This window comes from Curtobacterium citreum, from assembly GCF_006715175.1.
Classification (GTDB): Bacteria; Actinomycetota; Actinomycetes; order Actinomycetales; family Microbacteriaceae; genus Curtobacterium; species Curtobacterium citreum.
Genome location: NZ_VFMQ01000001.1, coordinates 3159432 through 3174557 on the forward strand (window position 1 = coordinate 3159432; position 15126 = coordinate 3174557).

A 15126-nucleotide genomic window follows, 5' to 3' on the forward strand; every position below is an offset into this window, starting at 1 on the left:
CAGTCCGTCCCACTCGTGAACAGCATCCGCTGGGATCGCCCGGCGGACACCTCGGAAGGAGCAACCAATGGCTGACACCACGAACACCACCCCCGCCACCACCGCCGCTCGCGCGACCGGCTCGCACGCTTCGGGTTCGACCTCGGGCAAGACCACGATCGACGACACCGTCGTCTCGAAGGTCGCCGGCATCGCCGCCCGCGAGGTGAACGGCGTGCACTCCCTCGGCAACGGCGCGGCCCGTGCGATCGGCGCCCTGCGTGACGCGATCGGCCAGCGCGACTACGGCCAGGGCGTCAAGGTCGAGGTCGGCGAGAAGCAGGTCGCTGCCGACGTGGTGATCGTCGCCGAGTACCCCGTGTCGCTGCAGCAGGTCGCCGACGGTGTCCGCTCGTCGGTCGCCCGTGCGCTCACGCAGATCGTCGGCATGGAGGTCGCGGAGGTCAACGTGACCGTCCAGGACGTCCACATCCCGGGTGACGACGACGACAACGAGGACAAGAAGGAGTCGCGCGTTGAGTAACACACTCGTCGGCGCCCTGATCGGCGCCATCCTGGCCGTCGTGGCCCTGCAGTTCGGTTTCTGGGGCTTCGTCCTGGTGATCGTGTTCGGTGCGATCGGTGCCCTCGTGGCCGCGATCAGCTCGGGCAAGATCGACCGCGGCGCCCTGACCGACGTGCTGACCGGACGCCGGAGCTCCCGGTGAACGCCGGCCCGGAGGGCCTCGCCCAGAGCTCCGTCCCGGGCCGCGTCGAGATCACCGCTCGTGCACTGACCGCCCTCGCCCGGGCAGTCGCAGCCGAACGGCTCGGCGCTCCCGCGAAGCGAGTCCGTGTCGGGCTCGGTGACCACGCCGGCGCCCTGGCGCTGGACGTCACCGGCCCCATCCGTGCCCAGGCGGACGTCCTCGGGGCGGCTTCGGCCGCCGCCGAGCGGGTCCGCTCGCGGGTGTCGGAGTTGTCGGGGCGGCAGGTGGGCAGTGCCCACATCGAACTGACCGGGATCGTGCGTGAGCACGAGGACCGGGTCCGGTAACAGGAGGAACTGATGAGCAGCACTTCTTCGCTCGAGCGGCGCCTGCGCCGCCGGAGCGTGCACCGGTCCCGGTCCACCGCGGTCGCGATCACCCTGATCGTCACCGCCCTGGTCGCGGCGTGGATCGGTGTCGAAGCGGTCCTGAAGGCCATCGGCCAGCGCCCCCTGCTGGCCGACCCGCAGACCATCGTCGACGCCGCCCTGCAGCCCGACGCCGCGTTCACGACCATCGCCGAGGTGACCGCCGCCGTCCTCGTGATCGCCGGGATCGTCCTGATCGTCCTGGCCCTGGGGCCCGGCCGGCAGCCCCGCTCGGTCGTGGACCACGACCGGGGCGCGGTCGTGATCGACACGAGGATCCTGGCCTCGACCGCCGCGAACGCGGCCGCCCTCGCCGCCGGCGTCCCCGAGTCCAACGCATCCGCGTCGGCACGTGGGCACCGCACCGAGGTGCGGGTGGTGCCCCTGTCCGGCATCCCCGTCGACACCCACGTCGTCCAGCAAGCCGTCCAGGACCGTCTCGGCCGGCTCGGCGGCAAGCACGGCACCCACGTGAAGGTGCACGTGGAGCAGAAGGGAACGCTGGCATGACCACCACCAACCGCACCCTGAACCGCATCATCCTGCTGCTGCTGGGCCTGGTCGCGGTCATCGTCGGGGTCACCATCGGCGCCGGGGTCCTCACCCCCGTCCGCGACGCCCTCCAGCCCTCCCTGACCCTGCCCGACAAGGTCACCGTCCCGGCGGCGTCGCTGTGGATCATCGCCGCCGTGTGCGCGGTCGTGATCGTCCTGGCGCTGATCGTGGTCTTCACCCGCGGCGGCGGCGGCACCAGTGTCGCTGCCCGGACGAAGACCGGGGACGACCAGGTCACCGTGAACGTCGCCCTCGTGCGGGACGTCATCGACCACGAACTCGACGGCGTCCACGACGTCGTCGCCGCGAAGGTCGACACGTACACGGTCAAGCAGCAGCGCGCCGCACGGATCCGGGTCCACGTCCGCCGCGGCGGTGACGCCGTGAGCGTCCTCGACGCCGTCGACCACGCCGTCAACACGTTGGACACCACCCTCGGCCAGCAACTCCCGGTCCTGGTCCACCTCACCGGCGGCACCAGAACCGCACTGGCCAAGACCACCCGCGTCCACTAGGACCATCCGCTCAGCGCACCACCACCACCGGGGCGTCCGGAAGGCGCACCCGCACACACAGGAAGGAACCCACCATGGGACTCGACGACAAGATCAAGAACGCCGCTCAGGACGTCGCCGGCAAGGCGAAGGAGGCCTTCGGCAACGCCACCAACGACGACTCCAAGGTCGCCGAGGGCAAGAAGGACCAGGCCGCCGCGAGCACGAAGCAGACCGGCGAGGACATCAAGGACGTCTTCAAGAAGTAAGCAGCCGACGGCCGTCGCTCCCGTCACGGGAGCGACGGCCGTCCTGTTCGAGGAGGAAGCCATGCAGCACGATCCGAACGCCCGGACGCAGATCACCGAGGTCGACCTGCCGTCCGGACTCACCACTCCGCTCCCCGAGGACGCCGGCCCCCTCGCGGTCGCCGCGCGGACCGCCGCGGAGACGGCGCTCGGCGTGCCGGGCGTCCACCACCTGGGCGGACTCGTCGCGCGCGCAGCCGACCGCGTGCGCTCCCAGCTCGGGCGCTCCGCCGGGGCGCCGGGGGTGCAGGTCGACGAGGTCGACGGGACGCTCGACGTCACCGTGTCGCTCGTCGTGACGTACCCGCAGCCCGTCCGCGAGGTCGCCGAGGAGGTCCGCCGTCAGGTGACCGCCGCGGTCTCGCAGCTCGGCGCCGGGCAGCCCACCACGGTCGACGTCCGCGTGCTCGACGTGCACGGGCCGTTCGACGACGAGCCCACCGCGATCGACAAGGCCAAGGACGCCGTCGGCGACGCCGTGGACCGCACGAAGGACGCCGTCGGCGACGCCGTGGACCGCACGAAGGACGCCGTCGGCGACGCCGTGGACCGCACGAAGGACGCCGTCGCCGGTGCCGCGGAGAACGTCCGCGAGGGCGCTGCCGAGGTCGCCGAGCGGGCGAAGGACGTCGCACAGGACGCCGCCGACGCCACGCGCGAGGCCGCCGTCAAGGCGAAGGACGCCGCCGGTGACGTCGCCGACCGCGCCCGTGATGCCGCCGCCGACGCCGGTGACCGCATCGCCGACGCCGCGGACACGGCACGGGAGCGCACTGCCGACGCCGTGGACGCAGCCCGGTCGACCGCGTCGGACGCCGCCGAGCGTGCGGCCGAGAAGTCGTCCGAGGCCGGCGACGCCGCGAAGGACGCGGTGCGTGCCGCGAAGGACGCCGCCGTCTCCGCCTCCGAGGAGGTCCGCGACCGGGCCTCCGGCGCCGCAGCCGCCGCGACCGACGCAGCGGCCGACGCCGGCGCCGCCGCGTCCGACGCCGCCGACTCCGCCGCCGACGCGGTCCGTGGTCGTGATGCCGGGGACGGCGACGCCGCCGGTGCGAGCACCGACGAGCGCGTCGCCGATGCCCTCGACGACGCCGCCGACCGCATCGAGCACGCCGCCGACGTCGTCCGTGACGAGGCCGACACCCGCCGTGACCACGACGCCGACACGGGCGGAGCCGAGGCCGGACGATGAGCGCCGTGTGGTCGGGTCGGCGGGCCCGTGTGTCCCGTCCGCCCCGGCCCCGGCCGCGGGGCGTCTGGATCACCTCCGGGATCGGCATCGTCCTGGTGCTCGCGATCGCCCTCGGCGCGTACCTGCCGCTCGTCGGGTTCCTCGGGGGCGTGACCGCGACGACCGCGGGCCTCGTGCCCTTCCCGTTCCTGCGGGTCACCCTCGTGACCCTGCTCGGCGCGGTGGTCGTCCTCGCCCTGGTCGTCCTCGGGCTCACCCGACGGCACACCGTCACGACCGTGTTCGCCGTCGTGCTCGCCGTGCTGGTGAGCCTGGCGGTGACGGCCTACCCGGTCGTCACCGTGGCGATCGCCTCGGCCGACCGTGCCGGTGACGTGTGGCCGATCGTCACCGAGCTCTGGCAGCGCTTCACCGGCTGACCTCCCTGACCGCCGCGGCGAGCCCGTGACCCGAACACGGGTTCGCCGCGGCTCCCCCGTGCTGCCGGGCACGGCCTGACCGCCACTCCACGGCCTCAGCGACACCTCACGCGCGTCGACGCGCGTGAGGTGTCGCTGTGCGCGTGGACACGCCCGCGGCTCAGCGACCGGCGAGCCGCCGGAGCCCCTCGTCGATCGACACCGTCGGCGCCCACTGCAGGTCGGCCCGGGTCCGCCGCTGGTCGAACCAGTGCGCGGTCGACAGCTGCTCTGCCAGGAACCGTGTCATCGGCGGCTCGTCCGCCCCCGGTCGGACCCGCCACACGGCCTCGACGACGGAACCTGCGACCCGCGCGAGCCCGGCGGGCACGTGCCACCGCGGTGCCGGGACGCCCGACGCCGTGCAGATCCCGGCGAGCAGCTCCCCCACCGGCCGCGGTTCGCCGTTCGTCACGACGTACGCGTTGCCGTGCACGTCCGGGTCGGCCGCGTGCTCGAGCGCCGCGACCATCGCCGAGGCTGCGTTGTCGACGTAGAGCGTGTCGATGAGCGCCGCCCCGGAGTCGAGGAGCGGCAGCCGACCGGCTCGGGCCCGCTCGACGATCCGTCCGACGAGCTGGGTGTCCCCCGGCCCCCAGACCAGGTGCGGGCGGACCGCGACGACCGCGAACCCGGGGCCGTCCGCCGCGAGCGCGAGGAGCTCGGCCGCGGCCTTCGTCCGGGCGTAGTCGCCGCGCGCGGCCTCGGGCTCCGCCGGCCCCGCGCCGACGCCGGCGAGCGACGACCCCGTGTGCGCCACGGACGGGGACGACACGGCGACGAAGCGCTGCACCCCCGAGGCTCGTGCCGCGTCGAGCAGGAACTGCGTCCCCGTGACGTTGACGCGTGCGAAGTCCGCGGGGTCACCGGCGAGCGACACCTTCGCCGCGAGGTGCACGACGGCGTCGACGTCGGCCACGGCCGCGCGGACGGTGTCGGTGTCGGTCACGGAGCCGAGCACGTCCGTCACGCCCTCGACCCCGGACGGCCGGCGCTGCAGCGTGCGCACGGTGTGTCCGGCGTCCCGCACGGCGTTCGCGGTCGCGGCGCCGAGGAACCCGCTCGCGCCGGTGACCAGGACCCTCACGGGCGGGTCCGTCGCGGGTCGCGCACCCGACCACCGCCGAGTACCCCCGCCGCCCAGCGCGCCAGCCGGGCACGGTCGACCTTCGAGTTGTGCCGGACGTCCGTCGGCAGCACCGGGACGACGAGCACCGCGGCGACGGGCACCCCGGCGGCCGCACGGACGGCGGCGGACAGGTCGGCGGACGCGGGTCCCGGTCGGCGGACCGGCGGGACGGTCTCGACGACGGCGACGACCTGCTGTGTGCCGGCGGGTCCGATGCCGGCGATCCCGGCACGGCCGACCCCGTCGACGCCCTCGATCCGCTGCTCGGGTCCGACCGGTGTGACGACGCCGGCGGGCGTGGTCACGACGTGCTGCAGGCGCCCCTCGATCCACAGGCGCCCCTCGGCGTCCAGGTGACCGACGTCCCCGGTGCGGTGGCCGCGCGGGTCGTCGACCCCGTTGCGCGAGACCCGGTCGGTGCGCCAGAGCCGGTCGTACCGGTCGCGCACGTGCGGCGCCGCGACGACGACCTCGCCCGTCACCCCGGGATCGTCCGTCGGCGCGCCGGTCGGCACCCCGTGCTCGTCGAGCGGCGCGATCCGGACCCGGACGCCCGGCGCGGGGACGCCGACGCAGATCCCGGACCCGACACCGGATCCTGCCGCGACACCCGAACCGCTCCCGGCGGCGGCACCGCGCACGCCGTCCAGGTCGACGTCGGTCATCAGCAGGCCCTCGGTCATGCCGTAGGGCGTGTGCGCGGAGGCGTTCGGCATCAGGCGCGCGGCGGCCTCGAGCAGCGTCGCGGACACCGGCGCCCCGGCGGACAGGAACAGGCGCACCCCGGCGAGCACGGTCCGGTCGGCGTCGGTCAGCGCACCGGCGGTGTCGACCACGTTCGCGAGCGCCGCCGGAGACAGGAACACGACCGTCGCGTCGACCGCGGCCACGGCGTCCGCGACCGCCCGCGCGGTCAGCGTCCGGGGCGCGGTGACGTCCATGTCCGGCGCCACCGAGCGCGCGCCGAGCGCCGGTCCGAGGAGCGCGAACGGCGCGAACCCGGCGACGAGCCCGGTCCCGACGCCCACGCCGTACTGCGCCGCGAGCACGTCCCGGACGGCGCCGAGCTGCCGGTGCGTGTACACGACGCCCTTCGCCGGCCCGGTCGAACCGGACGTGAAGAGCACGGCGGCCCGGTCGTCGGCGGACGGTTCGGCCGGCAGGGCCCGCCCCGACGCGAGCAGGCGGGCGCCGCGACGTGCGACCTCGGCCAGGGAGTGCTCGACGCGGAGTGCCCGACGAGCGGGTGCGGGGAGCGCGAGGGTCGCGATCCGACGGCCGGGCCAGCCGAGCGCCCGCGACGCGGCGAGACCGGGCAGCGCGCCGACGATCCAGTCCGGTCGCGCTCCGCGGACCGCACGGGTCAGACCGCGCAGGCCGAGTCCGGCGTCCGCGACCACGACGACGGCACCGATCCGGACGCACGCGTACAGGACTGCGGTCAGGTCGGCGCCCGGGGTGACGAGGAGCGAGACGCGGTCGCCGTGCCGGACGCCGAGGTCGGCGAGCCCGACCGCGATCTCGTCGACGCGCCGGGCGAGCAGACGCCAGGAGACCGTGCGCGGGCCGCCGGGTGCGGCCATCTCGACGAGCGCGGGGCCGTCGGACGCGCGCTGGTCGTCGAGTGCGGCCCACAGCGGGCGGCCCGCGTCCGCCGCGGGGTCTGCATCGACGGACGGGAGGCGCGGGCCGGCTCCGTCCCGCGGCCCTCCGTCCGGCAGGTGGTCGCCGAGCCAGTCGGTCACCGCGCCCGCCACGTCGGCGTCGTCGGGCAGCAGGTGCCCGGCGCCCTCGAAGCGGTGGACGTCGGCGTGCGGCAGCCGCGCGGTGAGGTCGTCGAGGTACCTCTCCAGGAACACCGGGTCACGAGGGCCCCAGAGCACCAGGGCCGGGACGTCGAGCGCGGCGACCCCGGCGGCGATGCGGTCGAGCTCGACCGCGCTCGGGTGCGCCGCGTCGACCGGGATGTCGGCGACGAATCCGCCGATCCCCCCGCGCCGTGCGGCGCCGCGGTAGGGCGCCCGGTAGGCGTCCGCCGTCGCACGGTCGAGCCGTGGGTGCGCGATCGCGAGGGTGGTCTCGAGGAACGCGGGCGTCAGGACGGTGCCGCGGCCGAGCACCTGTGGCCGGAGCGCGAGCCGGAGCGGCGCGGGGATCGGGGCGTCGTCGGACTGGTGCACCGCGGTGTTGCACGTCATGACGCCGACGACGGCACCCGGGTGGTCGACCGCCCAACCGAGGGACACCACGCCGCCCCAGTCGTGTCCGAGGGTGACGACGGGACCGGTCAGCCCGAGCGTGTCCGTGAGGGCACCGAGGTCCCGGACACGGTCGGCCAGCCGGTGCAGCGTGCCGGTGCGCTCCGAGAAGCCCATGTCGAGCTGGTCCACCGCGACGACGCGCCAGGCCGGACCGCCGGCGCGGGCGACCTCGAGGGTCCGCGTGACCACGGAGCGCCACAGGTAGGACCACGTCGGGTTCCCGTGGACGCACAGGACGGTGCCGACCGGGGTGACGCCGATGGCGTCGAGGGAGCCCGCCGTGTCGAGGAGGTGCCACGTCCGCGCGGGGCGATCCGGTCCTCCAGGCCGGTCCGTGCCACCCGGCACGGTGACCAGTCGCGACCAGGCCGGGTCGAGTCCGGGCAGGGGCGGCGGGAGCGTCGCCGGAGCCGCTGCGGCGGCGACGCGCGGGAGGACGGACCTCACCAGCGCAGTTCCATCATCGCCGTGTTGATGCCGGAGCCCACGCCGCCCAGGAACACCCGGTCGCCGCGGGCGATGCCGCCGCGGGCGACCTCGTCGGCGAGGGTGATCGGGATGGACGCCGGGCCGACGTTGCCGTACCGCTGGTACGTCGTCGGGACCTTGGCACGCGGGATGCCGATCGCCTCGACGAAGGCGTTCGTGTGCACGTCGGACACCTGGTGCAGCACGTACCGGTCCATGTCGGCCCAGTCGAAGTGCGCACGCGCCTCGTTCCAGGCGGCGACGACGAGCTCCATGCCGCCCTTGAGCAGCATCTTCGCGTCCGTGAACATGCCGTCCACGCTGCCGACGCACAGGTCGTACCACTGGGTCGCCGCGCGGGTGACGCCGCCGACGATCCGGTGCCCCTCGGGGTGCACGTCGGACGGGCCGAGCACGGCGGCCGCGGCACCCGACCCGAGGGTCAGGCTCGCGAACTCGCTCATGAAGTCCTTGCGGTTCCGACCACCCTGGTTGAGGCGGTCGATGGTGTTGAGCTGCACCTGGTCGGCGTCCTCGCCGTCCACGACCAGCGCGTACTTGATCTGGCCGGAGTCGATCATGCCCGCGGCGACGCTCATCGCGTTGACGAAGCCCAGGCAGGCGTTCGCGATGTCGAAGTTGATCGCGGACGACGGCAGTCCGAGCCCGTGGTGCAGGCGGACGGCGACGCTCGGCTCCAGGTGCGGGCGCGTCACCGAGGTGTTGATGAGCAGCCCGACGTCCTCGGGGCGGATGCCCGCCTCGGCCATGGCACGGCGGCCGGCGTCGATCGCGGCGTCCTGGAACGTCTGGCCCTCGCCCCAGTTGCGGCGCTCCGTGACACCCGCCACCCGCTCGAGCAGGCCCATGGGCAGCCGCAGGCGGCGCAGGGCACCACGGAGGCGTGCCTCGATGTCGGCGGAGGTCGTGACGCGCTCCGCCGTCGTGGTCGCCACCGACAGCAGCGACACGTTGTGGTGCTTGGCGGTGGCGTTGCCCGGGCGCTCCACGTCGTCGTTCGGGGTGGGGTCGACGGGGCGGTCAGCGAGTATCGTCACCGGCTCATACTTCCGCATCATGGCTGGGTGTGGGGTCCGTCTCCGCGGAACGCAGGGTCAGGCGTCCTTCGGGAGCTTGCGCACCTTGCTCCGACGGCGGCGGCGGTCGGGGATCATCGAGCGCATCTCCTCGAGCTTGCCGAAGCACAGCAGCCGGTCGCTCGCCTGCAGTTCGACGCCGCTGCGGGGGTTCGGGATGACGGTCGCACCGCGGTGCAGCGTCAGCACGGTGATGTCCCGGTCCCACAGCCCGGACTCCTTGATCGTCTTGCCGACCAGGTCCGCGTTCGTGTGCACGAGCAGCTCGGCGACGCCGTACCCGGTCGAGACGCTGAGGCGCTGGCGGACGTCGATCTCCGGGAACGCGACCTGGTTGCCGATGAAGTCGATGATCGCCCCGGCGACGTCGAGGCCGGTCGCGCGCTCGATGCCCTCGAGGCCCGGCGACGAGTTGACCTCCATCACCAGCGGCCCCTCGTTGCCCTCGAGCATGTCGACGCCGGCGACCCGGAGTCCCATGATCTGGGCCGAGCGGACCGCGGCCTCCTCGTACTCCGGCGACAGCGTGACCTTCTCGACGGTCCCGCCCCGGTGCACGTTCGAGCGGAACTCGTCCCCGCTCGCGCTCCGTCGCATCGCGGCCACCACGCGGTCGCCGACGACGAGCGCGCGGATGTCCCGGCCGCGGCTCTCCGAGATGAACGACTGGATGAGGACGTTCTGCTTCGTCGAGTGCAGCGTCTCGACGATCGACTCGGCGACCTTGGCCTCCGGCGCCAGGATCACGCCGATGCCCTGCGTGCCCTCGAGCAGCTTGATCACCACGGGCGCGCCGCCGACCCGGTCGATCGCGCCGCGGACGTCCGCGCGGCTGTTCACGAACGTCGTCGCGGGCATGCCGATGTGGTGGCGCGACAGGATCTGGTTCGCCCGGAGCTTGTCGCGCGAGTTCGTGATGCCCGTGGCGGTGTTCGGCGTGTACACGTCCATCTGCTCGAACTGCCGCACGACCGCGGTGCCGTAGTACGTGATCGAGTTCCCGATCCGGGGCAGCACGGCGTCGTAGTCGCTGAGGAGCCGGCCGCGGTAGAGCAGGTCGGGCTCGTCGGCGGTCAGGTCGATCGCGAACCGCAGGGTGTTCAGCACCTTGACGTCGTGCCCGCGGTCGATCGCCGCGGCACGCAGGCGCTGCGTCGAGTACGCGTGCGGGGCGCGCGACAGGATGGCGAGTTTCATCGGGGTGCTCCACGGGGGTTCGAGGACGTCGACGGCGACGCTCAATCAAAGCATGCGACAGGATGGGCGCATGGCCCGGAACCCGACGATCGCAGGATGGCGCGAGTGGGCTGCCCTGCCCGCCCTGGAGCTGCCCTGGATCAAGGTGAAGCTCGACACCGGAGCCCGCAGCTCGGCGCTGCACGCGTTCGACCTCGAGGAACTCCCCGGGGACCGCGTGCGCTTCTCGGTGCACCCGTGGCAGGACTCCGACGCCGGTGCCGTCACCTACGAGTGCGCCGTGCACGACCGCCGCATCGTCCGCAGCTCGACGGGCCACACCCAGGAGCGCATCGTCGTGCTCACGCCGATCACCCTCGCCGGGGTCACGGTCGACGCCGAGGTCACGCTGAGCAACCGCGACCAGATGGGCTTCCGGATGCTCGTGGGGCGCCAGGCGCTCCGGCAGGCGTTCCTCGTCGACCCCGCGCGGTCGTTCACCGCCGGGCGTGCCCCGAAGGAGATCCGGCGCCGCAACCGCGGTCGCGCCTGAGGCGCGCGGCAGAAAATGGGTGCGGCGTGCTTCCGCACAACCGGAAGCACGTCGCACCGCGTCGGCCCATGGTGCGGCGTGCGCGGCGCTGTGCGGAGCGCACCAGCGTGCGCTGCTGACGGACGGGAGGCACGGGTCGGGCCCGCCCCGTGCCTCCCGTCCGGAATGAACATGTTTGGTTCACGCTCCTCTGAAATGCTACGTTCCACACATTGCTGGATGGCGATGGGGGTGGGCGATGGGGATCGAGTTCGACGAGGCCGCGGCAGCGCGGCTCGTCGCGTGCGCGACGGAGGCCGCGCTGGCGCTCCGCGGGAGCGCGCTGCCGCGCCGCGGAGCGGTGGAAGCCGCGCTCCGCGACTTCGCGGGCGGGTACGCGAGGTGTTTCGAGGCTGCTCGGGTGATCGAGTCCGGCGACCGGGTGCGGCTCGCCGCGGCCCTCGACGACCTGGCCGACCAGGTGCGGATCGTGCGGCACCAGGCGGACCAGGAACGGCGCCGGCTCGCTGATCATGCTGCCTGGCGCGCGCGGACGGCGGACCGCGAACGCGCATTGGTGGGCGTCGGCGCCGTGTGGGAGCCCGTGCTCGACGCGGGTGCCGCGGTGCTCGACCCCGAGCCGTCCGACGCGCCGGTCCGTCCGACGCCGGTGTCCGCCGCGTTCCGTCCCCGGCGTCGGCCCCGGACCGCGGGGCACTCGGGCGGTCGGAGCAGCGCCGACCCGGAGCACCTCCGGCGGTTCGCTGCCACGACCCGGGCGCTCGACGGCGCGATGGAGCAGGACCTCGTGCGCGTGCGGAACGCCTGGTCTGGGTTCATGAGCCGGTGCGCGTGGGTCCCGATCGACGTCGCGACCCTGCCGCTCGGGTTCGGCGAGCTCCTGGCGGAGAACGAGGAAGACGCGGGCTGGGCCGAGCGGATCGCGGACGCGTTCGCAGCGGCCGGCGGTGGGACGCTCGCGGACGCCGTGCTCGATGCCGCCGGGAGCTCGACGCTGCCGCACGCGGTGGAGCGGCTGCTCGATCCGTCACTGCCCCCGGCGCAGGTCGCCGAGCGGTGGCGGGCGCTGGGGTTCACCGCCGACGACCTCCGGGCGCTCCCGCTGACGACCCAGATCCGGGTGGCGGCCCTGGACGGAATCCCGGCGGCGTCGCGAGACGTCGTCTCGCGTGCGGTGCTCGCGGCAGCGCTCCGGGATCCCGGCCGGCTCTACCGGGTGTTCGGGCTGGCGTACACGTACGGCGCGGTGAGCCTCGAGGACTTCACCGAGCAGGTGCAGGCTCTGGCGGCGGGGTTGCGGCAGGCCGACCAACTCGCGGCGGACCTGGACACACCATCGGACACCGTCGCCCAGCTCGTCGGCTTCGGCGTGGCGAACGGTGCGCCGGTCGCAGCGATCTCGGTCGGCAACCTCGACACCGCGACGAACCTGACGGTCAACGTGCCCGGCGCCACCACGACCCTCGACAGCAGCGGCCAGAAGGTCCGGGCGGCGTCCGCGCTCCTGAGGGCGGCTGCCAGAAAGAGCGGAACGGACTCCTTCGCAGTCGTCTCCTGGTTCGGGTACCGCGCGCCGGCCTTCGCCGAAGTGCCCGCCCAGCAGCGCGCCGCGGCCGGCGGCGCGACGCTCGCGTCCTTCCTGGACGGGATCCACGACAGTCGAGGGACCACACCTCGTTCTCTGTCGGTCCTCGGCCACTCGTACGGCTCGACGACCGTTGCCGAGGCACTCGAGCAGGTGCGGTACCCGGTCGACACCTTCGTCACGTACGGGTCGGTGGGCTTCACGGAGGCGACCAAGCCAGAACACCTGCGCGCCCGCCACGTGTTCGCGACGGAGGGTGAAGCGGACCACACCGCGATCTGGGGGCGCATCGGCCGGACCGACCCCCGGGACGTTCCGGGCGTCCAGGTGTTCAGCTCCGAAGCGGCCGCGGGCACGCTGGCCGTCACCGGCCACGACATGTTCCCCGAGAGGGACGGCCAAGTCGGCTACCTGAGTCCGGACGCGACCGCGCAGCAGAACATCGCCTCGATCATCGCCACGGGAGCCCCTCGATGAATCGCGCCAGATCACTCTGCGCCCTGCTGACCGCCGCCCTGCTCGTCGGAACCCTGACGGGCTGCACGAACCGAGGAGGACCCATGCCGACTGACGCTGCCGGGCTGACCCAGGAAGACGTCGCGACGATGTCCCTGCACGAGGAGTTCGAGGCGTACCGCCAGCACTACGAGCACATGCAAGAGCTGCTGGCGGGCGCACAACGGTCGGTCAACCACGGCCCCTGGGACTGGATCGGCGGGGACCGTGTGCCGGGCATCGGTGGCGACGGCCTCGAGCCGCTCCCGGGCGCAGACACGCTCAACAGCTACGACCTGCGGACCGATCGGATCTGGGAGCCCCCGGGAGCCACGGGTGATGCTCGGGACCTGCAGCCGATGGTCGACTACTTCGACGAACAGGGCTGGCGACACCGCGAGGGCCACCCCGGCCGCGACCACGACACCTGGGCCAAGACCGACGACGGCTGGCAGATCGAGTACGTCGTCCAACCCAACGGCAGGTACTCCCTGACCGTGTACAGCGAACTCTTCTGGACCAACGACGACCTCGCGCTCATGGAAGCGGTCGGCGGCCGCAGCGACGGCGTCTACCCGGAGGCGTCCCTGCCGGGCGAGTACCCGCCGTTCCCGGACTGGGACGACCCGATCATCAACCCCCCGAAGATCTGATGCGCCGGTCGAAGCGGCTCGCGCTCGTCGGCACGACCCTCGTGGTGTCACTGCTGCTCACCGGGTGCTCGACACGAGGAGGCCCCATGCCCACCGACGCCGCCGGCCTGACCCAGGAAGACGTCGCCGCGATGTCCCTCCACGAGGAGTTCGACGCCTACCGCCAGCACTACCACCACATGCAGGAGCTACTAGCGGGCGCACAACGCGCGGTCAACGACGGCCCGTGGGACTGGACCGGCAGCGATCGTGGCACAGAGGTCGGTGGCGACGGCGTCGCCCCGCTCGCGGGCTCGGACGCCGTGAACAGCTACTTCCTCCGCACCGATCGGATCTGGGAGCCCCCGGGAGCCACGGGTGATGCTCGGGACCTGCAACCGATGATCGACTACTTCGACGAACAGGGCTGGCGGCACCGCGAGGGCCACCCCGGCCGGGACCACGACACCTGGGCCAAGACGGACGACGGCTGGCAGATCGAGTACGTCGTCCAACCCAACGGCCGATACGTCCTCACCGTGTACAGCGAACCCTTCTGGACCAACGACGGCGACGCGCTCTCCGAGGCGGTCGGTGGCCGCAACGACGGCGTCCACCCGGAGGAGTCCCTGCCCGGCGAGTACCCGCCGTTCCCGGTCTGGGACGACCCGATCGTCAGCCCCCCGAAGATCTGATGCGGCTGCACTCCGTGACCTCCCGTGACGCAGCCGGTACCGGCGTCGATCGCTCGCGCCTACGCTCCACGCACCGGCACCGACGCCGCAGTTCCGCCCCGCCCGACCCGAGGAGCCGACCGTGACCGACCAGACCATCGCCCGCCAGGTGGACGAGTTCAACGAGGGCTTCACGGCCCAGATCGGCCCGGAGCTGTCCGCGGTCTTCGACGGCGAGCAGCGCGACCTGCGGAGCGCCGGTGTGCCCGGCGGTGTCGTCGCGGTGGGTGACGCTGCGCCCGACGGGCCGCTCGTCACCCCGACCGGCGAGACGACCTCGCTGCCGGCGGTGCGTGGGGACACCCCGACCGTCCTCGTCTTCTACCGGGGCGCCTGGTGCCCCTACTGCAACATCACGCTCCGGACGTACCAGCAGGAGCTCCTGCCGGCGCTGCAGGAGCGCGGCGTGCAGCTCGTCGCCGTCTCGCCGCAGACGCCGGCGGCCGCGGAGCAGTCCATCGCGAACGGCGAGCTCGCGTTCCCGGTGCTCACGGACCCGGAGAACGTCCTCGCGGGACGGTTCGGCATCGTCACCGAACCGAGCGCCGCCGCGCGGGCGGCGCACACGCAGCTCGGCTTCGACGTGGCCGACAGCAACGCGGACGACACGGCGGCCGTCCCGTTCCCCTCGGTCTTCGTCCTCGACGACTCGGGGGTCGTCCGCTTCGCGGACGTGCACGTCGACTACACGACGCGCACCGAGGTGGCCGAGGTGCTCGCCGCCGTCGACGCGCTCAGCGTCGCGACGCGCTGATCCGACGACCGGTCCCGCCGTCTGCGCGGCGGTGACGGACTGGAGGCGCGTGGCGGGTGACCAGCGCGCGTCACCCGCACCGTGCCTCCAGTCCGGTCTGCGCGTCCGCGCGTCCGCG

At 73.5% G+C, this 15126-nt stretch carries 17 protein-coding genes; 13 read left to right on the top strand and 4 right to left on the bottom strand.

Translation table 11 applies throughout. The features are described 5' to 3' along the window. Positions 1 to 67: 67 nt before the first annotated feature. The 8 genes from FB462_RS14895 (at position 68) to FB462_RS14930 (ending at position 4085) form a co-directional block, all read left to right on the top strand. On the top strand, positions 68 to 523 hold the full coding sequence (locus FB462_RS14895; RefSeq protein ID WP_114850588.1) for an Asp23/Gls24 family envelope stress response protein: 456 nt from the start codon (positions 68 to 70) through the stop codon (positions 521 to 523). After that, positions 516 to 707, top strand: coding sequence for a DUF2273 domain-containing protein (locus FB462_RS14900; RefSeq protein ID WP_022902999.1), 192 nt, complete (start codon positions 516 to 518; stop codon positions 705 to 707). Before FB462_RS14895 ends, FB462_RS14900 begins: the two co-directional genes overlap by 8 nt. Then, positions 704 to 1036 (top strand): hypothetical protein, encoded by a 333-nt coding sequence (locus FB462_RS14905; protein ID WP_114850590.1) that lies wholly within the window; start codon positions 704 to 706, stop codon positions 1034 to 1036. Before FB462_RS14900 ends, FB462_RS14905 begins: the two co-directional genes overlap by 4 nt. 12 nt (positions 1037 to 1048) lie before the next feature. Beyond that, positions 1049 to 1627, top strand: a complete 579-nt coding sequence (locus FB462_RS14910; protein ID WP_141862707.1) for an Asp23/Gls24 family envelope stress response protein — start codon at positions 1049 to 1051, stop codon at positions 1625 to 1627. After that, entirely contained in the window at positions 1624 to 2187 is a 564-nt protein-coding gene (locus tag FB462_RS14915; protein ID WP_141862709.1) for a hypothetical protein, read from the top strand. Before FB462_RS14910 ends, FB462_RS14915 begins: the two co-directional genes overlap by 4 nt. A 74-nt stretch (positions 2188 to 2261) precedes the next feature. Further along, a complete protein-coding gene (locus FB462_RS14920) occupies positions 2262 to 2435 on the top strand; it encodes a CsbD family protein (protein WP_114851332.1) in 174 nt (57 codons plus the stop codon). 61 nt (positions 2436 to 2496) lie between these two features. Then, the gene (locus FB462_RS14925) at positions 2497 to 3666 is read left to right on the top strand and encodes an Asp23/Gls24 family envelope stress response protein (protein ID WP_141862711.1); all 1170 of its coding nucleotides are present in this window, start codon (positions 2497 to 2499) and stop codon (positions 3664 to 3666) included. Positions 3667 to 3695: 29 nt separating this feature from the next. Continuing rightward, complete coding sequence (locus FB462_RS14930; RefSeq protein ID WP_231049400.1) at positions 3696 to 4085, top strand: MFS transporter permease; 390 nt, start codon at positions 3696 to 3698, stop codon at positions 4083 to 4085. A 160-nt stretch (positions 4086 to 4245) separates the two neighbouring features. Here FB462_RS14930 and FB462_RS14935 read toward each other — a convergent pair whose 3' ends face one another. The 4 genes from FB462_RS14935 to rimK are packed head-to-tail and all read right to left on the bottom strand — an operon-like array spanning position 4246 to position 10276. Then, positions 4246 to 5211: an NAD-dependent epimerase/dehydratase family protein gene (locus FB462_RS14935; RefSeq protein ID WP_141862713.1), complete on the bottom strand. Its 966-nt coding sequence runs from the start codon at positions 5209 to 5211 to the stop codon at positions 4246 to 4248. Continuing rightward, the gene (locus FB462_RS14940; protein ID WP_229666958.1) at positions 5208 to 7961 is read right to left on the bottom strand and encodes an alpha/beta fold hydrolase; all 2754 of its coding nucleotides are present in this window, start codon (positions 7959 to 7961) and stop codon (positions 5208 to 5210) included. Before FB462_RS14940 ends, FB462_RS14935 begins: the two co-directional genes overlap by 4 nt. Further along, positions 7958 to 9040, bottom strand: coding sequence for a 3-oxoacyl-ACP synthase III (locus FB462_RS14945; protein WP_373286881.1), 1083 nt, complete (start codon positions 9038 to 9040; stop codon positions 7958 to 7960). Before FB462_RS14945 ends, FB462_RS14940 begins: the two co-directional genes overlap by 4 nt. 57 nt (positions 9041 to 9097) lie before the next feature. Continuing rightward, entirely contained in the window at positions 9098 to 10276 is a 1179-nt protein-coding gene (rimK, locus tag FB462_RS14950; protein ID WP_058740865.1) for a 30S ribosomal protein S6--L-glutamate ligase, read from the bottom strand. Between the two features lie 70 nt (positions 10277 to 10346). Here rimK and FB462_RS14955 point away from each other — a divergent pair, with 70 nt between their 5' ends. The 5 genes from FB462_RS14955 to FB462_RS14975 all read left to right on the top strand — a co-directional run bounded on the left by FB462_RS14955 (position 10347) and on the right by FB462_RS14975 (position 15008). After that, positions 10347 to 10808 carry an ATP-dependent zinc protease family protein gene (locus tag FB462_RS14955; protein ID WP_141862715.1) on the top strand — a complete coding sequence of 154 codons (462 nt, stop codon included), beginning with the start codon at positions 10347 to 10349 and terminating at the stop codon, positions 10806 to 10808. Positions 10809 to 11046: 238 nt separating this feature from the next. Then, the gene (locus FB462_RS14960) at positions 11047 to 12870 is read left to right on the top strand and encodes an alpha/beta hydrolase (RefSeq protein ID WP_141862717.1); all 1824 of its coding nucleotides are present in this window, start codon (positions 11047 to 11049) and stop codon (positions 12868 to 12870) included. Between the two features lie 83 nt (positions 12871 to 12953). After that, positions 12954 to 13541, top strand: a complete 588-nt coding sequence (locus FB462_RS14965; RefSeq protein WP_141862720.1) for a hypothetical protein — start codon at positions 12954 to 12956, stop codon at positions 13539 to 13541. A gap of 86 nt (positions 13542 to 13627) precedes the next feature. After that, positions 13628 to 14215 carry a hypothetical protein gene (locus tag FB462_RS14970; RefSeq protein WP_141862722.1) on the top strand — a complete coding sequence of 196 codons (588 nt, stop codon included), beginning with the start codon at positions 13628 to 13630 and terminating at the stop codon, positions 14213 to 14215. Between the two features lie 121 nt (positions 14216 to 14336). Beyond that, complete coding sequence (locus FB462_RS14975; protein WP_141862724.1) at positions 14337 to 15008, top strand: peroxiredoxin-like family protein; 672 nt, start codon at positions 14337 to 14339, stop codon at positions 15006 to 15008. Positions 15009 to 15126 lie beyond the last annotated feature (118 nt).